Raw genomic sequence first — 18,795 nt, 5'->3', positions numbered from 1 at the left:
GTGGCGCGGTGCACCGGCACGGGGTGCGCGGTCGTCGAAACGCGGTGCAGCGCGATCAGCAAAACGGTCTTGACCGCGGTCAAAACCGCGCTCGGCCGGGCGGGCACCCCGCTCAAACGGCGAAGGTGCGGCGCCACGTGGGTCAAAACGGTTATCGGAGCGGTTGTCAGGGCGGTTGTCGGGACGCGCATCGAAACGACCCGCCGGGCGGTTGTCGAAACGGCCTTCCGGACGGGCACCTTCAAAGCGGCCTTCAGGGCGACCACCTTCAAAACGGCCCTTGTCGGCACGGCCAAACGAGCCAAAACCACGGCCTTCGTTGCGACCGCCAAAGCGGCCACCCCGATCACCACCCGGGCGGCCACCACGCTCGGCGCGGGCCGGTGCCGGCGGACGTTCCTTGGGTTCCATGCCGGGGATGACCTCGGCCTTGAAACGCTGCTGGCTGTAGGCCTCGATATCGCCGATGCGGCGGCGGTCGCGGAACTCGGCAAAGGTCACGGCCAGGCCATCGCGGCCGGCACGGCCGGTGCGGCCAATGCGGTGGGTGTAGTCCTCGGCCTTCATGGGCAGGCCGAAGTTGAACACGTGGGTGATGGTGGGCACGTCGATGCCACGGGCCGCCACGTCGGTGGCCACCAGAATTTGCACACGGCCGTCGCGCAGCGCCATCAGACGGCGGTTGCGCAGGCCCTGGCTCAGGGCACCGTGCAGGGCCACGGCATCAAAACCGGCTTGCTGCAGGTCGCCGGCCAAGCCGTCGCACTCCACCTGGGTGCTGGCAAACACAATGGCCTGGTTGATGCTGGCATCGCGCAGCCAGTGGTCGAGCAGCGCGCGCTTGTGCTGGGCGTTGTCGGCCCAGAACAGCACCTGCTTGATGTTGGCGTGTTTTTCCTGCGGGGTGTCGATCTGCACACGCTTGACGTGTTTGCCGCCGTCGTGCATCACACGCATGGCCAGCTGCTGGATGCGCGGCGCAAAGGTGGCGCTGAACATCATGGTCTGGCGGCGGTCGCTGGTCAGCTGGTTGATTTCGGCCAGGTCATCGGAGAAACCCAGGTCCAGCATGCGGTCGGCTTCGTCCACCACCAGGAACTGCACCTTGTCGAGCTTGATCTGCATCGAGCGCTGCAGGTCCAGCAGGCGGCCCGGGGTGGCCACCACCAGATCGGCGTTCTGCAGCTTGGCAATTTGCAACTGGTAGGGCATGCCGCCCACCACGTTGGCCACGCGCAGGCCACGGCAATGGGCCACCAGTTCGATGGCGTCGTGCGCCACCTGCTGGGCCAGTTCACGCGTCGGGCACACGATCAGGGCGCCGGGCGTGGCGGCCTTGAAATGGCGCGGGTCCAGGGGGCTCTTGCGCTTGGGGCGCTTGGGTGCGGCTTCGCCGCGGGCAGCGGCTTCGGCGGTGAGGCGTTCGAATTCGGCGCGCTCGGCGGCTTCGGCTTCGGCCTGTTGCTGCAGCAGGGTGTGCAAGACAGGCAACAGGAAGGCGGCGGTTTTGCCGCTGCCGGTCTGGCTGGAAACCATCAGATCGGTGTAGCGGCCGCCGGCCAGACCGGGGTTCATAGCGTCGGGAATGACGGCGTTCTGCACGGCCGTGGGCTGCACATAGCCCAGGTCGGCCACAGCGCGCACGAGCTCAGGGGCCAGGCCCAGGAGCTCGAAGCCATTGGGTTCGGCAATCGGCTCGGCGACCACGTCAAACGCGGCGTTGGAGGTGTCGAGCATCTGCTCGACGGAGTTGCTGGAAAGGGTGTCGGTCGCGGTTTCGCCGCGGACTTCAAAGTCGCTCATGTTCGTCCTTGCGCATCAGGCGCAATTGATCGAAACAAGACTCATGGCGCCCGCCCAAAAAAAGGCGGCGCTGGGGCGCTTGATCCGTTCGTGGTTACAAAACATCAACCATCAAACGGTCAACGCGCCGGCAACTTCATCGGTGTTGGTCAAACAGACCAGCCACTGCAGCTGCAGGTATGCGTGGGGCCTTTGTGTTGCGCTGCTGGGCCGTTCAACTTTTCGTGAACGACACCCGTGGCAGTGCTTGGGCCAGGTGCATGAAGGAGATGTACACATCTGTCTTGCTCAATACAAGACAGCCGTCGATTATTGCACGGCTTCGGGTTTTCCACAATAGCCTGTGCAAACAAGCACCAAGATCCGGGCCATCGGCGGGTAAAATTCACGTTTCTGCCGTTGTTTTGTCACGGCATTTTCAAAATTCATCCGGATGGAGTCGCCATGCTGTTTGGCAAGTTGTTGCCCCGAGAGGGCAATTTTTTCGAGATGTTCAACCAGCATGCGACGCACATCGTTGAGGCCGCGCAGGCGTTTGCCCAACTGGTGGCGAACTACGCCGACCTGGAGCTGCGCGAGAAGTACAACCAGGAAGTGGACACCGCAGAGCGCGCCGCCGACCGTGTGACGGCCGAGGTCAACCGCCTGATCCACACCACCTTCATCACGCCCATCGACCGCGAGCAAATCCACTCGCTGATCAACACCATGGACGACGTGGCCGACCTGATCCAGGACTCGGCCGAAACCATGGCCTTGTACGACGTGCGCCACATGACGGTCGAGATCACCCGCCTGACCGAACTCAGCGTCAAATGCTGTGAACGTCTCAAGGACGTGGTGGGCATGCTGGGCAAGATCGGCGACCAGAAAACCGCCGAAGCGGCGCTCAAGACCTGCGAGGAAATCGACAAGCTCGAATCGGACGCCGACCGCGTGATGCGCACCGCCATGAGCAAGCTGTTCCGCGAAGAGCCCGATGTGCGCGAGGTCATCAAGCTCAAAGCCATTTACGAGCTGCTGGAGACCATCACCGACAAGTGCGAGGACGTGGCCAACGAGATCGAGGGCATCGTCCTCGAAAACGCCTGATACCGGAGCCTCGACCATGACAACGGTTCAGGCGGCCCTGTGGGTCGTGGTGATGCTGGTGGCCCTGGCCCTGGTGTTCGACTTCATGAACGGCTTTCACGACGCGGCCAACTCGATTGCAACGGTGGTCTCCACCGGTGTGCTCAAGCCGGGCCAGGCGGTGGTGTTTGCGGCCTTCTTCAATTTTGTGGCCATCTTTGTGTTCCACCTCAGCGTGGCGGCCACGGTAGGCAAAGGCATCGCCGACCCGAGTGTGATCGACGTGCACGTGGTGTTTGGCGCGCTGATCGGCGCCATCACCTGGAACGTGATCACCTGGTACTACGGCATCCCCAGCAGCTCCTCGCACGCGCTGATCGGCGGCATCGTGGGCGCGGTGATCGCCAAGGCCGGCGCCGGTGCACTGGTGGCCAGTGGCATCATGCGCACGGTGGCCTTCATCTTCGTGTCGCCCTTTCTGGGCTTCACGCTGGGCTCGCTGATGATGGTGGCGGTGGCCTGGCTGTTCCGGCGCACCCGCCCCTCCAATGTGGATGGCTGGTTCCGCCGCCTGCAACTGGTGTCAGCAGGCGCCTACAGCCTGGGCCACGGGGGCAACGATGCACAAAAGACGATTGGCATCATCTGGATGTTGCTGATCGCCACCGGCTACGCGGCCCAGGGCGATTCGGCACCACCCACGTGGGTCATCATCGCGTGTTACGCGGCCATCGCGTTGGGCACCATGTTTGGTGGTTGGCGCATCGTCAAGACCATGGGCCAGAAGATCACCAAGCTCAAGCCAGTGGGCGGTTTTTGCGCCGAAACCGGCGGCGCCATGACCCTGTTCCTGGCCACCCTGCTGGGTGTGCCTGTGTCCACCACCCACACCATCACCGGCGCCATCGTGGGCGTGGGTTCGGTGCAGCGCGCCAGTGCCGTGCGCTGGGGTGTGGCCGGCAACATCGTGTGGGCCTGGGTGCTGACCATCCCCGCATCGGCCTTTGTGGCGGCCGTGGCCTATTGGATTAGCTTCACGTTGTTTTAAACTCCCCCCGCGCCGCTTCGCGTCCCCCCTCAAGGGGCGACACCAGCCGTCCGGCAAAGCCGGCCCGGCGGTGTCCCCGGTTGGGGCGTCCGTTCGCCTGCATCACTTCAGCAGGTGCTCGCGGTAATGTTCGAGTTCGTCGATGGACTCGTGCACGTCGGCCAGCGCGGTATGCAACTGCCGCTTCTTGAAACTGGCGTAGGCCTCGGGCCGCCAGCGTTTGGCGAGTTCCTTCAAGGTGCTCACGTCCAGGTTGCGGTAGTGCAAAAAGTCTTCCAGCTTGGGCATGTACTTGACCAGGAAGCGGCGGTCCTGCCCGATGGTGTTGCCACACATGGGCGACTTGCCCTTGGGCACGTATTGCGAAATGAATGCGATGAGCTCGGCCTCGGCCTCGGCCTCGGTCACGGTGCTGGCCTTGACCTTGTCGATCAGGCCACTGCGCCCGTGTGTGCCCTTGTTCCAGGCGTCCATGGCGTCGAGCACGGCATCGCTCTGGTGGATGACAATCACCGGGCCTTCGATGCGCGGCGTCAGGTTGGGGCCGGTCACGACCACGGCGATTTCGATCAGGCGCTCGACCTCGGGATCCAGCCCGGTCATCTCACAGTCGATCCAGACCAGATTCTGGTCGCTTCGCGCCAGCGTGGGTGCGGCATCAAGGGCAGGGGCGCTGGTGGCCGCCTCGGGGGATTGCGTGTTCATGGGAGGGATTTTCGCCGATGTGGCGCCTGCCCACCCCATTTCGATAGACTCGGACCCCATGCCCTCTTCCGCCCTTGTTTTTTCGCTGGTGTTTTGCGCCCTGCTGCTGTTGCAGGTGGCCGTGCGTTTCTGGCTGGCCGCCCGCCAGGTGCGCCACGTTGCCCAGCACCGCAACGCCGTGCCCGCCGCCTTTGTCCATCAGGTGCCCCTGAGCGCTCACCAGAAAGCGGCCGACTACACCATTGCCAAGGCACGCCTTGGCCTCATTGATGTGGCTCTGAGCGCCGCGGTGACACTGGGCTGGACGCTGCTGGGTGGGCTGAACCTGCTCAACCAAAGCCTGCTGTCGTGGATGGGCCCGGGCATGTGGCAACAGCTGGCGCTGCTGGCCACGTTTGTGTTGATCGGTGGCTTGATTGAACTGCCCCTGTCCTGGTACAGCACCTTCCGGCTGGAGCAGCGTTTTGGCTTCAACAAAAACACCCCGGCGCTGTGGCTGAGTGACCTGGTCAAGTCCACGCTGCTGGGCGCCGCCATCGGCCTGCCCATTGCGGCCTTGGTGCTGTGGCTGATGGCCTCTGCGGGTTCGGTGTGGTGGCTGTGGGCCTGGGGCGTGTGGATGGGTTTCAACCTGCTGATGCTGGTGCTCTACCCCACCGTGATCGCACCAATTTTCAACCAATTCAAACCGCTGGAAGACGAAACCCTGAAAGCCCGCGTGACCGCGCTGATGCAACGCTGCGGATTCGCGGCCAAGGGGTTGTTCGTGATGGACGGCAGCCGCCGCAGCGCCCACGCGAACGCCTACTTCACCGGTTTTGGCGCGGCCAAGCGGGTGGTGTTTTTCGACACCCTGCTGCAACAGCTGAACCCCGCCGAAGTGGACGCCGTGCTGGCGCACGAGCTGGGCCACTTCAAGCACCGCCACATCGTCAAACGCATCGTGGCCTTGTTCGGCTTCAGTCTGCTCGGTTTTGCCGCCTTGGGTTGGGTCAGCCAGCAGGTCTGGTTTTACTTCGGGCTGGGCGTGGTGCCCGCCATGGACGCCCCCAATGACGCGCTGGCCCTGTTGCTGTTCATGCTGGCCGTGCCGCTGCTGAGCTATTTCCTGTCGCCCATGGCGGCGCAGCTCTCGCGCCAACACGAGTTTGAAGCGGACGCCTACGCGGTGGCGCAGACCAGCGGCGCAGACCTGGGCAGCGCGCTGCTCAAGCTGTACAAGGACAACGCCAGCACCTTGACGCCAGATCCTTTGTTTGCGCGCTTTTACTACTCGCACCCCCCTGCCAGCGAACGCCTGGCGAGGCTGGGCACCGTGGCCGGCGCCGCTGTGATGGGCCCGGCTTGAACGCGCCCGCCCTGCTCCCCGGCCTGGTGGTGGCCGCCCACGGACGGCACTGCCTGGTGGAATCGCCCGACGGCAGCCGACTCATCTGCCATCCGCGTGGCAAAAAAAGCCAGGTGGTGGTGGGTGACCGCGTGCGCTGGCTGGCCAGCCAGGACGAGGGCACGGTAGAAAAAGTGGATGCCCGGCGCAACCTCTTCTACCGCCAGGACGAAATCCGCACCAAGTCCTTCGCCGCCAACCTCGACCAGGTGCTGGTGCTGCTGGCCGCCGACCCCGAGTTTTCGGAGAGCCAGCTCAGTCGCGCCCTCATCGCGGCCGAGGCCGAAGGCATCGAGCCGCTGGTGGTGCTCAACAAGATGGACCTGGGCGAGGCTTACGCACGCGCCTGGGCGCGCCTCGCGCCCTACCGCGACATGGGCCACACGGTGTTGCAGCTGGGGCTCAAGGGCGGTGCCGCGCCCGACGCCTCGCTGGCCGATCTGCAAGCCCGCCTGGCGGGCAAAACCACGCTGGTGCTGGGCCCTTCGGGCGCGGGCAAAAGCACGCTCATCAATCGGCTGGTGCCCACGGCCGGGGCACAGACTGGCGAAGTCTCACGCGCCCTGAATTCGGGCAAACACACCACCACCAGCACCACCTGGTACTGGGTGGATGTGAGCCGTCAGACCGCGCTGATCGATTCACCGGGCTTCCAGGAATTTGGGCTGCACCACATCGACGCCACCCGGCTGCCGGCCTTGATGCGCGATTTCGCGCCGCTGCTGGGCGGCTGCCGCTTTTACAACTGCACCCACCTGCACGAGCCGGGCTGCGCCGTACGCGAGGCACTGAACCGCCCGGAGGCACCGCGCATCACGCCACAGCGCTACGCGATCTACCAAGGCTTGTTCGAAGAACTCTCGGCCACCCGCTACTGAGCACGTGCCCCCACGCTCCGCCGTTACACGGGTCGCTGCCCCCCAAGGGGGCCGATTCGCCTTGGGGCGGCCCGGCGGCGAATGTGTTGTTCAAGGCAGGCGCGCCAGCGTGAGCAGCGCCAAAAGCAGCATCCACATCACCACACTGCGCCACACCAGGCCCACCACGCTGCCCAGGTGGGCCAGCTGCGGCTCACGGCCGTCGGTGGACACCGCAGCGACAGGTTCGGGCGGTGTGGCCGTTGAGACACCCGGACCGGGCAAGGGCAGCGGCTCCCCCAGAGCACGCCCACCCAGTCGCACGTTGATGGCACCGGCGGTGGCAGCCAGCACCACGCCGTCGTTGGGATTGGGAAAACGCGCCGCGTCCTGGCGCCAACTGGCCACGGCATCCTCGAAATTGCCCACCACCGCAAAGGCCAACGCGGTCACACGCACCGGCACATGGTCCACCCATTGCCAGGCAACGGCGGCCGCGCGTTGCAGGTGTGTGCTGGGCGTGCCATCGGGCCGGGCCTGCCAGTTGCGCGAGAGGTATTCGGCCAGGCGGTACAACACCGCTCCAGCCGGCCCCAGGCCCAGCAAAGCCAGCACCAGAAACCACACCAGCACACCGAACACATGGCGGTGGGCGGCCAGCACCGAATGTTCGATGGCATGGCGCAACAACTCGTCGCGGGCTATCTGGCTCACCTCCACCCGCCGCCAACGCGCCAGCGCCTGGCGTGCTGCCACCTCGTCGCCAGCCTCCAGCGCGTCGCGGATTTCGGTGAAGTGGTGGCTGAACTGGCGAAACCCCACCGTGTGGTACAGCACCACCACCGTCCACACAAAGGCCAGCAGCACGCTGAGCTGCCACAGCAGCCAGTACACCAGGGCGGCCAGCGCAGCGGGCGCCAGCACGGCCACGGCCCAGGCGATGGCCCCTTGACGGGCTTGGCCGGTGTCCAGACTGCGCCGCGCCCACCGGGCCCAGCCGCGCAACCCGGCGTGCACGGGGTTGTCAAACCCCAGTGGGCGCGCCTGCTCGACCAGCAGGGCGAGAAGAATCGCGAAAAATGTCATGGCGGCATGATAGCGGTGCTCGGCGCCCCCCGGCGCATGGCGTCAAGCGATCAACAGGCGGTAGAAATTGCGCAGCATGCCGGCGGTGGCGCCCCAGATGTAGCGCTCGCGCCCCGCGTCGTCGTAAGGCATGGAGAACCATTCCCGCCGCACCCCTTCCCACTCGGCCACATGGCGGCGGTGGTGGGCGGGGTTCATCAGGAAGTCCAGCGGCACCTCAAAGGCATCGGCTACCTCGTGCGGGTTGGGCTGGAGCACAAAGCCCGGGCGCACCAGCGCCACCACCGGCGTGACCACAAAGGCGGTGCCGGTGGTGTAGGTGGGCAAGGTACCCAGCACCTCCACAAACTCGGGCAACAGGCCCACCTCCTCATGGGCCTCGCGCAGGGCTGCGGCCACCGCGTCGGTGTCTTCCTCGTCCACACGCCCGCCCGGAAACGCGACCTGCCCAGAGTGGGTAGACAAGTGCGCCGTGCGCTGCGTCAACAACAAGGTGGGCCGCTGGCGCAACACCACGGGCAGCAGCACCGCCGCATCGGCCGGTGCACGTTCACCGAACTTGCGTTCACGCCAGATTTCGGGCTCCCACACGGGCGGCTGGGCAAAGCGAGCGCGCAATGCCTCGGCGGTGAGTTGCGTGGCGGGCACGGCCAACAGGTGGGCATCGGTGCCGGCCACCGGCACGGCACGGGGATCAATGGACACGGCCATGGGGAATCCAACTGGGTTGCTCAGAGCCCTCGCGGTGGCGAGCGCCGCCGGCGAGGAAACAATTTTCGCGTTTTGTGCGGTGGCACAGCGTGCAAACGTCGCCGTACAGTGGTTGTGGGCGATTTTGCCCGCTAGGCGCGCGTAGCGCGCCATTCGCAGGGAGGAAGTTCAACATGAAACGCATCATCCAGTGTTTGTTGCTCGGCGCTTGGGGCCTGTGGAGTGTGCTGGCTGCGGCTGCGGTGGACGCCAACACAGCCAACGTGGCCGACCTCGACAGCGTCAAAGGCATTGGGCCGAGCACGTCCAGCCGCATCGTAGAAGCCCGCAAGGCCGGCCCCTTCAAGGATTGGGCCGACTTTGTGGCGCGGGTGCGCGGTATTGGTCCCGGCAGCGCAGCCAAACTGTCGGACAACGGACTGACCATCAACGGCCAAACCTACACAGCCACCACGCCGGTGGCGGCCAAATCCAGCAACAAACCGGCTGCTGTTGCGGTCAAGCCTGAAGAATCGGCGGCCAAAAAACCCTGAGCCGCCCCAACCCCGCCAACTGGCCCACTCGACTGGGCCAGTTTCGTTTGTGCAGCAGACAGGGTGTGGCAACGCGCTGAGCGATACTGAAATCCATGCACGCCAACCCCCACCCAACCGCTGCGCCGCCCAAGGGCCTGTCCGGCCTGTGGCCATTCATGAAACCCTACCGGGCACGCATGGCCTGGGCGGGCGTTTTTCTGGTGGCGGCCGCAGCCACCACCCTGCTTTTTCCCGTCGCCCTGCGCCAGCTGATCGATGGCGGGCTCTCAGGCGACAAAAACGCGCTGGGTCAGGCCTTGTTGGGCCAGCATTTTGTGGCGCTGTTTGGCATCGCGGTGGCGCTGGGCCTGTTCTCCGCCTTGCGCTTCTACATGGTGAGCTGGCTCGGCGAACGCGTGATGACCGATCTGCGCCAGGCCGTGTACGCTCATGTGCTGCGGCAGAGCCCGGCATTTTTTGAAACCACGCAGACGGGGGAGGTGTTGTCGCGCCTGGGCACCGACACCACACTGGTGCAGACCCTGGTGGGCTCGTCCTTGTCCATGGGGCTGCGCAACCTGGTCATGGGCGGCGGTGCACTGATCATGCTGGTGTGGTCCCACCCCTATGTGATGTTGCAGGTGGTGGCGGTGGTGGTGGGCGTGGTGTTGCCCACGCTGTGGTTTGGGCGGCGGGTGCGTCGCCTCTCGCGCGCCAGTCAGGACCGCATGGCCGACTCCAGCGCCATCGCCGCCGAGGTGCTCAACGCCATGCCGGTGGTGCAAAGCCACGTGGCCGAACAGCGCGAGGCCGACCGGTTCGCGGCGGCCAACCAGCGTTCGTTCGACAGTGCCGTCAAGCGCAGCCGTGCGCGTGCGGCACTGGTGGCCTTCATCATCATCGCCAACGCCGGGCTGTTGCTGTGGGGGCTGCACCAAGGCACACAGGCGGTGATCGCGGGCGACCTGAGCGCTGGCGAGTTGGGCCAGGCGGTGGTGTATGTGATTCTGCTGGCCGGTGCCGTTGCCGTACTGGGCGAGGTGTACGGCGACTGGCTGCGCGCGGCAGGCGCCACCGAGCGCTTGATGGAGTTGCTGCACCAGCGCTCGCCGGTGCAGTCGCCGCCTCAGCCGCGCACGCTGCCGCCGGCGGTCAGCGGCAGCACCGTGGCTTTTGAGGCGGTGGACTTCCACTACCCCTCGCGCCCACAGCACCCCTCGTTGCGCGGGCTCGACCTGCGTGTGCAGGCGGGCCAGACGGTGGCGCTGGTGGGCCCCAGCGGTGCCGGCAAGACGACCGTCTTGTCGCTGCTGCTGCGCTTCTACGACCCGCAGGCCGGGCGCATTCTGCTCGATGGGGTGCCCATCCACGAGCTGTCGCTGTCGGCGCTGCGCGAGCGCATCGCCATCGTGCCCCAGGAGCCGGTGATTTTTTCGGCCAGCGCCATGGACAACATCCGCTACGGCCGCCCACTGGCCAGCGACGCCGAGGTGGTAGCCGCAGCGCAGGCGGCGCACGCCGACGGCTTTCTGCGCGAGTTGCCGCAGGGCTACGACACCTTTCTGGGCGAACGTGGCGTGCGCCTTTCCGGCGGTCAACGCCAGCGCCTCGCGATTGCCCGTGCCATGCTGAAGAACGCGCCCTTGCTGCTGCTGGACGAGGCCACCAGTGCGCTGGACGCGCACAGCGAACAAGCGGTGCAGGCCGCGCTGGAAACGGCCATGCTGGGCCGCACCACCATCGTCATCGCCCACCGCCTGGCCACCGTGCAAAAGGCCGATGTGATTGTGGTGATGGACCACGGCCGGGTGGTGGAACACGGCAGCCACGCCGAACTGATGGCACACGGCGGGCTGTACGCCGGACTGGCGGCGCTGCAGTTCAACGTCTGATCAGGCCAGCTGGCGCAGTTCCCTCAGCGCGACCGACACCGGTGCCAGATCGGGCGCCTGCCCCGCCATGCTGTCGTACATGGCCGCAATCCGTTCGATGGCCTTGGCGTGGCGCTCCTGCCATTGGGCCGGGGCTTGTTGTGTGCTCAGCAGCGACAACACCACCTGGCCAGCAATCGAATAGACATCGTCGCGTGCGCTGGCGCGGGCCTGGGTCTGCCACAGGGTCTCGGTCGGCAATTGGCCGATCTGCAAACGCCAGCGGTCGAGGCCCAACGCGTTTTCAACGGTGAAGTAGGTGCGTGCGGCCTGCTCCAGGCTGCTGCCAGCCTTGTCCGCCACGTCCACCAGATCGAGCACCGGGTACAGGTGGTCGAGCACGGTCAGATCGTCGGCCAGGCGGGCATCCACACCCGCCGCCGCCAGGCGCGCGCTGGCGGCCTTCCACTGCTCCAGCGCGGTGGCCGGCAGCCACTGCGCCACGTGCTGGCGCAGGGTCTGAGCCGCGGGCCGGTACTTGGCGATCAGGGTCGGCAGGTCGCCCTGACCACGGTGGCGCAACATCCAGCGGCTGGCACGCTGGGCCACCGCAGCGAGTTGTGTGAGCAGACCCAGTTGCAGCTCGGTGGTGACCTTGTTGTCGAGTGCGTCGATCTGGTCCCAGAGGGGTTCGAGCCCGAACACCTCGCGCGCCAGGGTGTAGGCGCTGACCACCTCGGCAGCGGTGCACGACGCCTCGTTGGCCAGGAAATTGACGAAGGTGGCGCCCACGCGGTTGACCACGGTGTTGGTCATGAAGGTGGCGATGATCTCGCGTTTGAGCGGGTGGGCTGCGATGGCATCGGCATAGCGCTCGCCCAACACGCCCGGGAAGTACATGGTCAGCACCCGCGCGTAGAAAGGGTCGTCGGGCAGGCTGCTGGCGCACAACTCGTCGAACAGGTTCATCTTGGCATAGGCCATGAGCACGGCGTTCTCAGGCCGTGTGAGGCCACGCCCTTCGCGTTTGCGGCGGGCCAGCTCGTCGTCGCTGGGAAGGAACTCGATGCCGCGCTTGAGCAGGCCCGTGCCTTCGAGCCAGCGCATCAGGGTTTGTTGCCCATCCAGCAGGTAGACCGGACGCGACGCGGCCAACTCGATCTGCTGCGTCTGGTAGTAGTTGTCCTGCAGCACCAGGCGGCCCACCTCCTCCGTCATGCTGGCCAGCAGGGCGTTGCGGCTGTCCAGCGTGAGGCCGCCGGCCTCCAACACGGCACCCAGCAGGATCTTGATGTTGACCTCGTGGTCGGAGCAGTCCACACCGGCCGAGTTGTCGATGGCGTCGGTGTAGATCAGCCCACCGGCCTGGGCAAATTCGATGCGCCCGTTTTGGGTGCAACCGAGGTTACCGCCTTCGCCCAACACCTTGCAGCGCAGTTCGTTGCCATTGACGCGGAAGGCGTCGCCGGCTTTGTCGCCCACCTGGGCGTGGCTCTCGAAGCTGGCCTTGACGTAGGTGCCGATACCGCCGTTGTAGACCAAGTCCACTGGGGCCTTGAGGATGGCGTTGAGCAACTCGTTGGGGGACATCGCGCTGGCGTCGGTGCCGATGACGGCGCGCGCCTGCGGGCTCAGCGAGATCGACTTGGCGCTGCGTGGGTACACACCACCACCTTCGCTGATGAGCGCTTTGTTGTAGTCGTCCCAGCTGGAGCGGGGCAGCTTGAAGAGTCGCTCGCGCTCCTTGAAACTGATCGCCACATCGGGGTTGGGGTCGATGAAGATGTGGCGGTGGTCAAAGGCCAGCACCAGCTTGATCTGGGTGGACAACAACATGCCGTTGCCAAACACATCGCCCGACATGTCGCCGATGCCGGCCACGGTGAAGGGCTGGCTCTGCGTGTCCACACCCAGGCCACGGAAATGGCGTTTGACCGACTCCCAGGCGCCGCGCGCGGTGATGCCCATCTTCTTGTGGTCGTAGCCCACCGAACCACCCGAGGCAAAGGCGTCGCCCAGCCAGAAGCCGTAGTCGGCGCTGACGCTGTTGGCGATGTCGCTGAAGGTGGCCGTTCCCTTGTCGGCGGCCACCACCAGGTAGGGGTCGTCCTCGTCGTGGCGCACCACGTCGGGCGGCGGCAACACCGCGCCCTTGACCAGGTTGTCGGTGATGTCGAGCAGGCCCGACAGAAAGGTTTTGTAGCAGGCCACGCCTTCGGCCAGGTAGGCCTCGCGGTCGCTGGCGGGCGGCGCCTTCTTGAGCACAAACCCGCCCTTGGAGCCCACCGGCACGATGACCGTGTTTTTCACCATCTGCGCCTTGACCAGGCCCAGGATCTCGGTGCGGAAGTCCTCGCGTCGGTCGGACCAGCGCAGACCGCCGCGCGCCACCTTGCCACCGCGCAGGTGCACACCTTCCACCCGAGGCGAATAGACCCAGATTTCAAACAGGGGCTTGGGTTCGGGGACGTTGGGGATGTCGCGCGGGCTGAACTTGAAGCTCATGCAGGCCTTGCTGCGCTGGTAGGCGTTGGTGCGCAGAGTGCCATTGAGCGTGCCCAGAAACTGGCGCAACACGCGGTCCTCTTCCAGGCTGGCCACATCGGTCAGCTGGGCTTCCAGCGCCAACACCTGGTCGGCCACCCGTGCCTCGCGTTGCTCGGCGCGCGCCGGGTCAAAGCGCAAGGCAAACAGCTCGGCCAAGCCTTGTGCGATGGCGGGGTTGCGGTTGAGCGTGTCTTCGATGTAGCTCTGGCTGAAAGGAAATCCGAGCTGCTTGAAATAACGCACGTAGGCACGCAAGACGGCGATGGCGCGGGCATCGAGTTCGGTGGACAGCACCAGGCGGTTGAGGGCGTCGCTCTCCACGTCCTGGCGCCAGACCGCAAGGAACAAGGCCTCGAAGCGTGCCTTGAGCCGGGCCACATCCAGCGGCTGATCGAACTGCAGGCCCCAATCGTGAATCCAGCATTCCCGCCCGATCAGCTGGTAGGGGTGTTCGTCGATCACGCGTGCCCCCATGGACTCCAGCACAGGCATGGCGTCGGACAAGGTGATCTTGTGGGTGGCGTAGGTTTTGAAGCGCAACTGCCCTTGACGGCTGTACAACTGCAAGGCCAGCGGCTGCTGCGCCCCCAGGCCGCTGAGGATGGCCGCGTCGGTGGCAGCGGTTTCGGCGTCGAAATGCTCGCGGTAGGCGGTGGGGAAAGCCGCCACCCAGCCCTGCAATCCGCTGGACACCGGTGCGCCTTGTGCCAGCAGCACGGCGTTGACACCATCGACCCAGCGTTTGCAGGCCTGGGCCACCTGGGCTTCCAGTTGCACGAGGTCCACGTGCTCGGGCAGCCTGTCCTTGGCACGCACGGTGTAGTGGATGCGCGCCAACGCGCTGTCGGTCAGCATGGGGGTGAACTCCACCGAGGCGGCATCAAAGGCCTCGGTGAACAGGCTGCCGAGCTTGACCCGCAGCTCGGTGGTGTAGACGTCGCGTGGGACGTAAACCAGCAGCGAGGCCATGCTGCCGTGGGGGTCGCGGCGGACAAACAGGCGCACGCGCTGGCGTTCCTGCAGCCGCAGAATGCCCATGGTGTGCTGCTCCAGCGTGGCCGCGTCGATCTGCAGCATTTCGTCGCGTGGGTAGGTCTCCAGAATGGCCTGCAAGGCCTTGTGGGCGTGCCCGCCCTTGACCACGCCCGCGTTGGCAATGACACGCGCAACGTGCTGCCGCACGATGGGGATCTGCTCCACCGAGGTGGCGTAGGCCGCCGAGGTGTAGAGGCCCAGAAAACGGCTCTCCCCCTGCAGTTGGCCGGCGGCGTCCAGGCGTTTGACGCTGACCACGTCCAGCCAGGAGGGGCGGTGCACGGTGGCCCGGCTGGTGGCCTTGGTGGACAACACGAGCGAGGGGTTGGCCAGCCAATGCTCGGCCGATTGGGCCGGCAGCGACTGGGCTCCCGGCGCCTTCAACAGGCCCAGCGCACTGCCGGCCACGGGCACCAGCGCGCCGTCTTGAAGACTGAAATCTTCGGCCGCGAGAAAGGTGAAATGCCCCTGCTCCAGCCAGCTCAAAAAGGCCTTGGCCTCGTCGGCCTCTGCCGCGTCCAGCGCGGTGAAGCTGGCATTGAGCACCTGCACACGCGACAACATGGCGCGCCAGTCGTGCACCGCCAGGCGCACGTCCTGCAACGTGGCCTGAATTGCTTCCCGCAAGGCCACACCCTCCGGGTCGGCGGCCAGCCGGTCGCATTCGACCAACATGCAAGACACCACCTGACCTTCGGAGGTGTCGGTCTGCGCGGCATCGGCAATGGCGGCCACCCGGCCTTTGGCATCGCGTGTGACGCGCAGCAGCGGGTGGACGATCCAGTGCACGGTGCGCCCCGTCCGGTTGACCGCCATGCTCACCGAATCCACCAGAAAGGGCATGTCGGGGTGGACGATTTGCAGCACATGTGTGCCGGCCGCCTGCACACCTTCCAAGCTCTCCACCTGCACATCACCTTCGGCGCTGGCCTTCAGCAAAGCCTCGTGCGCCTGAGCCATCGCCTTCAGCACGGCCGGCGGACGCTGGCGCAGCTCCTCGGGGTCTGCGGCGGCAAAAAACAGGTCCTGAAAGCTGGGTTTCATGGTGGGGATCCGGTGGAATGGGGGCGAAAAACAGGGCGAGACACAGGGCAAAAAAGCACCGTCTGTGTGCAACGAAACCCATTCTAGGAGCGCACACCGCACCAAAACAGCCCCCAGAAAGGGATTGCATGGACCCATACCAAGACGTTATGCGAAAAACGCATAACCGCCACACCCGTGCCGGCGGTGCGCGCGCACACCGCTGCGCTGCTCGGTTGCGCTACTGCAGCGTTTCTTTGAGGGCCGGCGGCAAAGGCAACACCGGCACCCCTTCTTCCAGCAAGGCCAGCGTGTCCTGCAAGCTGGCCTGCCCACGGATCTGGCGGGCCTCTGCCTCACCATGGTGGATGCGCCGCGCCTCGTCGGCGAAACGATCTCCCACGTTTTCGGCACGCGCGATGGCCGTGCGCATGGCCTGCCACAACCGGGCCTCGGTTGCAGTGGGTTGGGTGGTGCTGTTAACGGGTGTTGGTGCCGCGGGCACGTTGGCGGCTGCGCCAGCGAGGTTGAGGCGCGGTGCCGACAACATTTTTTCGACCTCCGTGTCGCCACACAACGGGCAGGTGAGCAAGCCACGGCTCAGCTGGTCCTGAAAGTCAAGCTCAGAACCGAACCAGCCTTCAAACACATGCTGCGCGCCGCAGCGCAGATTCAAGACCTTCATGCCGCAATTATCCCCGCAGCCCAAAAGCCCTCAGGCCCAGTCGAGCGACCAGTCGCCGCGCAGCACGTTTTGCAGCCAAAGTGCGCCCGTGAGCGTTTTCGCGTCGGTCACGGTGCCGTCGCGGCACCATTCCAGCAGTTCGGCGGGTGTGGCTTGAAACACATCGAGGTGTTCGCCCGCATCCAGCCGCTGTGGGCCCGCCACCAGACCACGCGCAAACCAGATGTCGATGAATTCGGTGGCGTACGAGATCACCGGGTGCAGCACACCCGCGCGCGCCCACTCGCGTGCGGTGTAGCCGGTTTCCTCCTGCAGCTCGCGCTGGGCACACACCAGCGACGCCTCTCCGGGGTCGAGCTTGCCCGCTGGGAATTCGATCATCACGCGCTGCATGGGGTAGCGGTACTGGCGCTCCAGCAACACGCGGCCATTCTCCAGCAGCGGTACCACCATCACCGCGCCCGGATGCACCACGTACTCGCGGGTGGCCGTGGCACCACCAGGCAGGCGCACGGTGTCACGCTTGATGTGCAGGAAGTGCCCCCGCAACACGTCCGTGCTGCCGATGGGGTGTTCGATCAGGTGGGCGTCCGCTTCAGAACGCGATTCGGGTGGCATGGGCGACCCACCACCTGTCAGCCGCGACGCATCAGGTAGCGCCAGACAAAGCCGGGAAAGGCCAGGGTGAGAAACAAGGCCCCGGTGGTGGCATAAAAAGCCCAACCCTGGGGGTAGATCTGACCCTGGTGCTGCTCCAGCGCCAGGCCCAAACCACCGACCAGCAGGTAAAACACCAACAACTCAGCCAACCGTTGCCACCAGGCCTTCTCCGTGGCACGGGGCCACACCGCCAGCCAGCGGTTGTTGAGAAAAGGCAGGTTGGCGGCCACCAGCGCCACCAAAATCACCAGCCAGACGGCTCCCGACGTGTTCATGTGTGTGGTGAATCCTGGCTCAGCCGAGCAGCACGGCAATGGCGTGCGCACAAATGGCCATCAGCCCGCCGGGGAGAATGCCCAGGCCCAGCACCAGTGCACCGTTGAGCGAGAGCACAGCGCGCACATCCATACCCGCCTCAATGCCCGCCGTCTGGGTGGGTGCATCGAAGTACATGACCTTGACCAGTCGCAGGTAGTAGAAGGCGCCGATCAGCGACATCATCACGGCAAACACGGCAAGGCCAATGTAGAAGGCCTGCGAAGAGGCGATCAACGCTTGCAACACCGACAGCTTGGCATAGAAACCCACCATGGGCGGCACACCTGCGAGCGAGAACATGCACACCGCCATGACCGCCGCGTACAGCGGGCTGCGCTGGTTCAGACCGGCCAGATCGCCGATGTCTTCGGACTCGAAACCCTGGCGCGACAGCAGCAGGATGACGCCGAACGTACCCAGGGTGGTCAGCACATAGGTGATGACGTAGAACATGGTGGCGCTGTAGGCGTTGGCCATGTTGTTGCCATTGCCACCCACCACACCGGCCACCAAGCCCAACAGCATGAAGCCCATTTGTGCGATGGTGGAAAAGGCCAACATGCGCTTGAGGTTGGTTTGTGCAATGGCGGCCAGGTTGCCGACCAGCAGCGACACCACCGCCAGCACGGCCAGCATCTGCTGCCAATCCACGGCCAACGGCAACAGCCCTTCCACCAACAGGCGGATGACAATGGCAAACGCGGCCAATTTGGGCGCGCCACCGATCATGAGCGTGATGGAGGTGGGCGCGCCGTGGTACACGTCGGGCACCCACATGTGGAAGGGCACCACACCCAGCTTGAACGCGAGGCCGGCCACGATGAACACCAAACCGAAGATCAGCACCTGACGGTGCTCGGTGCCCGCAGCCACCGACTTGACCACCTCCGCCACGTCCAGCGAGCCGGTGGCGCCGTACATCATGGACAGGCCGTAGAGCAGGAAACCGCTGGCCAGGGCGCCCAGCACGAAGTACTTCATGCCAGCTTCGGTGGCGGTACCGTCGTCACGCTTGAGCGCGACCAGCGCGTAGCTCGACAGGGTGAGCAGTTCCAGGCCCATGTAGATGACCAGGAAATTGTGGCCGGAGATCATGACGAACATGCCCAGCAGCGCGAACAGCGACAGCGAAAACCATTCGCCACCGCGCAGCAGACCGCGCTCGGCGCCATAGCCTCGGCCATACACCAAGGTGACCATCACCGCCACGGCGGCAAAACACTTGAGCCAGTGGCCCATGGGGTCAGACACCACCATGCCGCCAAAACCCATGATGGTCTGGCCGGCCCCCGCGTACACCGCGTGCAACACGGCCACGGCGCCCAAGGTCAGCAGGGTGAGGAAGTAGGTGCCGCCACGCTGGGGGCTCTTGACGAACAAATCCACCAGCGTGATCACACACGCCATGGCCAGCAGCAACAGTTCGGGGTAGGCGACCACCCAGCTCAGCTTGTCAATCATTGCTTTTGTCTC

16 protein-coding genes are annotated in these 18,795 nt (G+C 65.4%); 7 read left to right on the top strand and 9 right to left on the bottom strand.

The window, feature by feature from the left end; translation table 11 throughout:
* Positions 1-1,803 (bottom strand): DEAD/DEAH box helicase (locus ACFQU0_RS21670; RefSeq protein ID WP_417452238.1); only part of this gene is annotated, 1,803 nt, incomplete at its 3' end.
* Between ACFQU0_RS21670 and ACFQU0_RS21665 the strand changes: the two genes are divergently transcribed.
* The 3 genes from ACFQU0_RS21665 to ACFQU0_RS21655 all read left to right on the top strand — a co-directional run bounded on the left by ACFQU0_RS21665 (position 1,802) and on the right by ACFQU0_RS21655 (position 3,922).
* Positions 1,802-2,143 carry a hypothetical protein gene (locus ACFQU0_RS21665; RefSeq protein WP_382204319.1) on the top strand — a complete coding sequence of 114 codons (342 nt, stop codon included), beginning with the start codon at positions 1,802-1,804 and terminating at the stop codon, positions 2,141-2,143. The two genes, ACFQU0_RS21670 and ACFQU0_RS21665, sit on opposite strands and share 2 nt — an antisense overlap.
* 104 nt (positions 2,144-2,247) lie before the next feature.
* Positions 2,248-2,895, top strand: a complete 648-nt coding sequence (locus ACFQU0_RS21660) for a DUF47 domain-containing protein (RefSeq protein ID WP_382204317.1) — start codon at positions 2,248-2,250, stop codon at positions 2,893-2,895.
* Between the two features lie 16 nt (positions 2,896-2,911).
* Positions 2,912-3,922 carry an inorganic phosphate transporter gene (locus ACFQU0_RS21655; protein ID WP_382204315.1) on the top strand — a complete coding sequence of 337 codons (1,011 nt, stop codon included), beginning with the start codon at positions 2,912-2,914 and terminating at the stop codon, positions 3,920-3,922.
* Positions 3,923-4,024: 102 nt separating this feature from the next.
* Here the strand turns inward: ACFQU0_RS21655 and orn are convergent, their stop codons facing one another.
* A complete protein-coding gene (gene orn / locus ACFQU0_RS21650) occupies positions 4,025-4,627 on the bottom strand; it encodes an oligoribonuclease (RefSeq protein ID WP_382204313.1) in 603 nt (200 codons plus the stop codon).
* A gap of 58 nt (positions 4,628-4,685) precedes the next feature.
* Between orn and ACFQU0_RS21645 the strand changes: the two genes are divergently transcribed.
* Both ACFQU0_RS21645 and rsgA read left to right on the top strand, forming a co-directional pair.
* Positions 4,686-5,975 carry a M48 family metallopeptidase gene (locus ACFQU0_RS21645; protein ID WP_382204311.1) on the top strand — a complete coding sequence of 430 codons (1,290 nt, stop codon included), beginning with the start codon at positions 4,686-4,688 and terminating at the stop codon, positions 5,973-5,975.
* On the top strand, positions 5,972-6,892 hold the full coding sequence (rsgA, locus tag ACFQU0_RS21640) for a ribosome small subunit-dependent GTPase A (RefSeq protein WP_382204309.1): 921 nt from the start codon (positions 5,972-5,974) through the stop codon (positions 6,890-6,892). The genes ACFQU0_RS21645 and rsgA overlap by 4 nt, the downstream gene beginning before the upstream one ends.
* Before the next feature lie 90 nt (positions 6,893-6,982).
* Here rsgA and ACFQU0_RS21635 read toward each other — a convergent pair whose 3' ends face one another.
* A complete protein-coding gene (locus ACFQU0_RS21635) occupies positions 6,983-7,957 on the bottom strand; it encodes a CobD/CbiB family protein (RefSeq protein ID WP_382204307.1) in 975 nt (324 codons plus the stop codon).
* Positions 7,958-7,999: 42 nt separating this feature from the next.
* Positions 8,000-8,668 carry a CoA pyrophosphatase gene (locus ACFQU0_RS21630; RefSeq protein WP_382204305.1) on the bottom strand — a complete coding sequence of 223 codons (669 nt, stop codon included), beginning with the start codon at positions 8,666-8,668 and terminating at the stop codon, positions 8,000-8,002.
* A gap of 173 nt (positions 8,669-8,841) precedes the next feature.
* Here ACFQU0_RS21630 and ACFQU0_RS21625 point away from each other — a divergent pair, with 173 nt between their 5' ends.
* Both ACFQU0_RS21625 and ACFQU0_RS21620 read left to right on the top strand, forming a co-directional pair.
* Positions 8,842-9,201, top strand: a complete 360-nt coding sequence (locus ACFQU0_RS21625) for a ComEA family DNA-binding protein (RefSeq protein WP_382204303.1) — start codon at positions 8,842-8,844, stop codon at positions 9,199-9,201.
* 95 nt (positions 9,202-9,296) lie between these two features.
* A complete protein-coding gene (locus tag ACFQU0_RS21620; protein ID WP_382204301.1) occupies positions 9,297-11,075 on the top strand; it encodes an ABC transporter transmembrane domain-containing protein in 1,779 nt (592 codons plus the stop codon).
* On the opposite strand, the gene ACFQU0_RS21615 is transcribed toward ACFQU0_RS21620, so the two are convergent.
* The 5 genes from ACFQU0_RS21615 to nuoN form a co-directional block, all read right to left on the bottom strand.
* Positions 11,076-15,680: an NAD-glutamate dehydrogenase gene (locus ACFQU0_RS21615; RefSeq protein ID WP_382204299.1), complete on the bottom strand. Its 4,605-nt coding sequence runs from the start codon at positions 15,678-15,680 to the stop codon at positions 11,076-11,078.
* A gap of 220 nt (positions 15,681-15,900) precedes the next feature.
* Positions 15,901-16,344 (bottom strand): DUF1178 family protein, encoded by a 444-nt coding sequence (locus tag ACFQU0_RS21610; RefSeq protein WP_382204297.1) that lies wholly within the window; start codon positions 16,342-16,344, stop codon positions 15,901-15,903.
* A 30-nt stretch (positions 16,345-16,374) separates the two neighbouring features.
* Complete coding sequence (locus ACFQU0_RS21605; RefSeq protein WP_382204295.1) at positions 16,375-16,962, bottom strand: NUDIX domain-containing protein; 588 nt, start codon at positions 16,960-16,962, stop codon at positions 16,375-16,377.
* Positions 16,963-16,979: 17 nt separating this feature from the next.
* Entirely contained in the window at positions 16,980-17,279 is a 300-nt protein-coding gene (locus ACFQU0_RS21600) for a DUF2818 family protein (protein ID WP_382204294.1), read from the bottom strand.
* 19 nt (positions 17,280-17,298) lie between these two features.
* Entirely contained in the window at positions 17,299-18,783 is a 1,485-nt protein-coding gene (nuoN, locus tag ACFQU0_RS21595; protein ID WP_382204293.1) for an NADH-quinone oxidoreductase subunit NuoN, read from the bottom strand.
* Positions 18,784-18,795: the final 12 nt, after the last annotated feature.

The sequence above is a fragment of the Hydrogenophaga defluvii genome, assembly GCF_042665235.1.
Lineage (GTDB): Bacteria > Pseudomonadota > Gammaproteobacteria > Burkholderiales > Burkholderiaceae_C > Hydrogenophaga > Hydrogenophaga defluvii_A.
The sequence above is the reverse complement of the archived record's forward strand: the minus strand, read 5'-3'. Positions and strand labels throughout refer to the sequence as shown.

What these genes read in the sequence shown, in the direction of transcription:
- ACFQU0_RS21615 (WP_382204299.1), bottom strand. Translation starts at nt 15,680, where the DNA reads ATGAAACCCAGCTTTCAGGACCTGTTTTTTGCCGCCGCAGACCCCGAG.
- ACFQU0_RS21625 (WP_382204303.1), top strand. Translation starts at nt 8,842, where the DNA reads ATGAAACGCATCATCCAGTGTTTGTTGCTCGGCGCTTGGGGCCTGTGG.
- ACFQU0_RS21665 (WP_382204319.1), top strand. Translation starts at nt 1,802, where the DNA reads ATGTTCGTCCTTGCGCATCAGGCGCAATTGATCGAAACAAGACTCATG.
- ACFQU0_RS21630 (WP_382204305.1), bottom strand. Translation starts at nt 8,668, where the DNA reads ATGGCCGTGTCCATTGATCCCCGTGCCGTGCCGGTGGCCGGCACCGAT.
- orn (WP_382204313.1), bottom strand. Translation starts at nt 4,627, where the DNA reads ATGAACACGCAATCCCCCGAGGCGGCCACCAGCGCCCCTGCCCTTGAT.
- ACFQU0_RS21620 (WP_382204301.1), top strand. Translation starts at nt 9,297, where the DNA reads ATGCACGCCAACCCCCACCCAACCGCTGCGCCGCCCAAGGGCCTGTCC.
- ACFQU0_RS21605 (WP_382204295.1), bottom strand. Translation starts at nt 16,962, where the DNA reads ATGCCACCCGAATCGCGTTCTGAAGCGGACGCCCACCTGATCGAACAC.
- ACFQU0_RS21635 (WP_382204307.1), bottom strand. Translation starts at nt 7,957, where the DNA reads ATGACATTTTTCGCGATTCTTCTCGCCCTGCTGGTCGAGCAGGCGCGC.
- ACFQU0_RS21600 (WP_382204294.1), bottom strand. Translation starts at nt 17,279, where the DNA reads ATGAACACGTCGGGAGCCGTCTGGCTGGTGATTTTGGTGGCGCTGGTG.
- ACFQU0_RS21645 (WP_382204311.1), top strand. Translation starts at nt 4,686, where the DNA reads ATGCCCTCTTCCGCCCTTGTTTTTTCGCTGGTGTTTTGCGCCCTGCTG.
- ACFQU0_RS21660 (WP_382204317.1), top strand. Translation starts at nt 2,248, where the DNA reads ATGCTGTTTGGCAAGTTGTTGCCCCGAGAGGGCAATTTTTTCGAGATG.
- ACFQU0_RS21610 (WP_382204297.1), bottom strand. Translation starts at nt 16,344, where the DNA reads ATGAAGGTCTTGAATCTGCGCTGCGGCGCGCAGCATGTGTTTGAAGGC.
- nuoN (WP_382204293.1), bottom strand. Translation starts at nt 18,783, where the DNA reads ATGATTGACAAGCTGAGCTGGGTGGTCGCCTACCCCGAACTGTTGCTG.
- ACFQU0_RS21655 (WP_382204315.1), top strand. Translation starts at nt 2,912, where the DNA reads ATGACAACGGTTCAGGCGGCCCTGTGGGTCGTGGTGATGCTGGTGGCC.